We start from the raw sequence: 2,901 nt of genomic DNA, 5'->3' as shown, positions 1-2,901 counted from the left end.
GGAGCGGTCCCGGCCCGTGACCCGCTCGGCCGCCAGCCGCCCGGAGACCAGCACCATCGGCACCCCCACCCCCGGCTGGGTGCCCGAGCCGGTGAGCACCACGTTCTCCCCCCACAGGTTCCCCGGCCGGAACGGCCCGGTCTGCCGGAAGGAGTGCGAGGCCGCGAACGGCGCGCCCATCGCCATCCCGCGCCGTTCCCAGTCCAGCGGGGTGGTGACGTGCTCCACCTCGATCGCGTCGCCGAACCCCGGGTAGCCGCGCTCGGCGAGGGTGGCCAGCACGTGCTCGCGGTAGCGCGGCGCCTGCCGGCGCCAGTCGATGCCCGCGCCGGTGTGCGGGGTGGGGAACAGCACGTAGTAGATGTGCCGGCCGGGCGGGGCCAGCGTCGGGTCCGAGGCGGTGGGCCGGCTCACCAGCACCGAGGGGTCGCTCATCAGCTTCCCCGACAGCAGCTCGTCGAACACCCCCCGCCAGGAGCGCCCGAAGTGGATGGCGTGGTGCACCGGGTCGGGGTAGTCGGCGGTGGAACCGGCCAGCAGCAGGTAGCAGGAGGGGGAGAAGTCCAGCCGCCGCAGGTTCCAGCCGTCGCGGCCCAGCAGGTCGCGGTGGGCCACGGGCAGGTCCGGGTTGAGCACCACCACGTCGGCGGCGACCCGCTCGCCGTCGGCGGTGACGACCGCGGTGGCCCGGCCGCCGGAGTGCTCCACCCGCGCCACCTCGGTGCCGTACCGGAACTCCACGCCGTGCTTGGCGGCGGCGTCGGCCATCGCCCGCGGCAGGGCGTGCATCCCGCCGCGGGGGAAGAACACCCCCGCCACCGAGTCCATGTAGGCGATGACGGCGTACAGGGCGAGGGCGTCGTAGGGGGACAGCCCCGCGTACATCGCCTGGAAGGAGAACATCTTCTGCGTGCGGTCGTCCTTCAGGAACCGCGCGACCTCCGGTGCCAGCTTCGCGAAACCCCGGGCCCGCAGCAGCCGCAGCAGGTTCGGGGTGAGCAGGTCCAGCGGGGTGTCGATGTTGCGGTCGATGAAGTCGCGCAGCTCGAAGCGGTACAGGTCCGAGACGTGGTCGACGAACCGGCGGTACCCCTCCGCCTCGCCCTGCCCGCACAGCGCGGCGATGTTCGCCGCGGTGGTGTCGACGTCGGCGCTGACCTCCAGCTGCGAGCCGTCCGCGTAGTGCCCGCGGTACAGGGGGTCGACGGCCTCGAGCTGGAGGAAGTCCTCCATGCGCTCGCCGAGGGCGTCGAAGCAGTCCGCGATGAGGTCGGGCATCGTCAGCACCGTGGGGCCGGTGTCGAAGCGGTACTCGCCCTCGGCGGTGCGGTCGGTCACGAGGCCTGCGCGCCCGCCGGGGACGTCCTCGCGCTCCAGCACGGTGACGCGCCGGCCGGCGCCGGCCAGCCGCATCGCCGCGGACAGCCCCGCCAGGCCCGCGCCGACGACCACGACGTGGTCGCTGGGCCCGGCCACGGTGCGCACCCGCCCGGGCAGCCAGCCCGCGGCGCGCGCCAGCCGGCTCACGCCTGCCTCGAGGTGGCCGCCACCAGCAGCCCGTGCAGCGCCGCGCGGGAGGTCTCGTCCACGGCCGCGGCGTCGAGGGCCTCGCACGCCTCCTCGACCAGCCGGGCGATGTGCTCCTCCACCGCCGCGGCGGCGCCCGTGGCCACGAGCACCTCCCGCAGCGCCGCCACCCCGTCGGCGTCGAGGTCCGGGTCGCCGAGCAGGCGCTGCACCGTCGCCGCCTGCGCCGGTGAGGCGCTGCGCAGCGCGAGCGCGACCAGCAGGGTGCGCTTGCCCTCGCGCAGGTCGTCGCCGGCGGGCTTGCCCGTCACCTCCGGGTCGCCGAAGGTGCCCAGGACGTCGTCGCGCAGCTGGAAGGCCTCCCCGAGGCTCAGCCCGACGGCGGAGTAGGACGCCAGCAGCTGCTCGGGGGCGCCGGCGAGGCGTGCGCCCAGCAGCAGGGGGTGCTCGACGCTGTACTTGGCGCTCTTGAACCGCACGACCCGCCGCGCGCGGTCCACCGCACCGGCCGGGTCGGAGACGGCCGCGGCGGCCTGCTCCAGCACGTCGAGGTACTGCCCGCCCATGAGCTGGGTGCGCATCAGCGAGAACACCCCCCGCGCGCGGGCGACGTCCGCGGCCGGCAGGCGCGCCGCGGAGAACAGCTCGTCGCTCCAGCCCAGGCACAGGTCGCCCGTCAGGACGGCACCGGCCAGGCCGAAGCGCTCCTCGCTGCCCGCCCAGCCCGCGCCCGCGTGCAGGGACGCGAAGCGCCGGTGCGCCGCGGGCAGGCCCCGGCGGGTGTCGGAGTCGTCCATGAGGTCGTCGTGGATGAGGGCGGCCGCCTGGAACAGCTCCAGGGCCGCGCCCACGTCGACGATGCCGTCGCCGTCGGCGCCCCCCGCGCCGCGGTAGCCCCAGTAGCAGAAGGCCGGCCGCAGCCGCTTGCCGCCGCGCAGCAGGGCGCGGATGCCCTCCAGGAGGGCGGCGCAGTCGGGGCCGACCTCGGCCAGCACCCGCCCCTGCGCGTCGAGGAAGTCGTCGAGCACGACCTGCACGCGGGCGGGCAGGTCGACGTCGGTGGGACGCGGGGGCGCGGTGGTACCCGGTGCGGCGGGTGACGGGGGCGGCACACGCCGAACTGTAGGTGGGCCCCCGGGGGCTTGCGAACCCTGCCCTAGCCTGCCGGGGGTGAGGCGCGAGGTGTACCTGCGGCGCTGGTCGCAGCTGCACGGCGGTGCGGCGGCCACCGGTGTGGTGCGCTGCTGGCTGGTGGCGGTGCACGCGCTGGCCGCCCCGCTGGCCGCCGCCCGCACCCCGCCGGCGCTGCTGACGGTCGCGGGCGTCGCGGCCGCGGGGGCCGCGGTGGTCCTGGGGGCGCGGGGAGCGCCGGCG

2 protein-coding genes and 1 pseudogene are annotated in these 2,901 nt (G+C 76.4%); 1 reads left to right on the top strand and 2 read right to left on the bottom strand.

The window, feature by feature from the left end:
- Nucleotides 1–1,485: phytoene desaturase family protein (gene crtI / locus ABEB16_RS13450; RefSeq protein WP_345712753.1), on the bottom strand; the 1,485-nt coding region annotated here is incomplete at its 3' end.
- A 38-nt stretch (nt 1,486–1,523) separates the two neighbouring features.
- Nucleotides 1,524–2,639, bottom strand: coding sequence for a polyprenyl synthetase family protein (locus ABEB16_RS13445; protein ID WP_425560192.1), 1,116 nt, complete (start codon nt 2,637–2,639; stop codon nt 1,524–1,526).
- Nucleotides 2,640–2,697: 58 nt separating this feature from the next.
- Here ABEB16_RS13445 and ABEB16_RS13440 point away from each other — a divergent pair.
- Nucleotides 2,698–2,901, top strand: a pseudogene (locus ABEB16_RS13440) (CDP-alcohol phosphatidyltransferase family protein); the annotation flags it as partial.

This window comes from Kineococcus glutinatus, assembly GCF_039542765.1.
Classification (GTDB): domain Bacteria; phylum Actinomycetota; class Actinomycetes; order Actinomycetales; family Kineococcaceae; genus Kineococcus_A; species Kineococcus_A glutinatus.
Note: the sequence above shows the minus strand (reverse complement) of the source record. Positions and strands in the feature narration are given on the sequence as shown.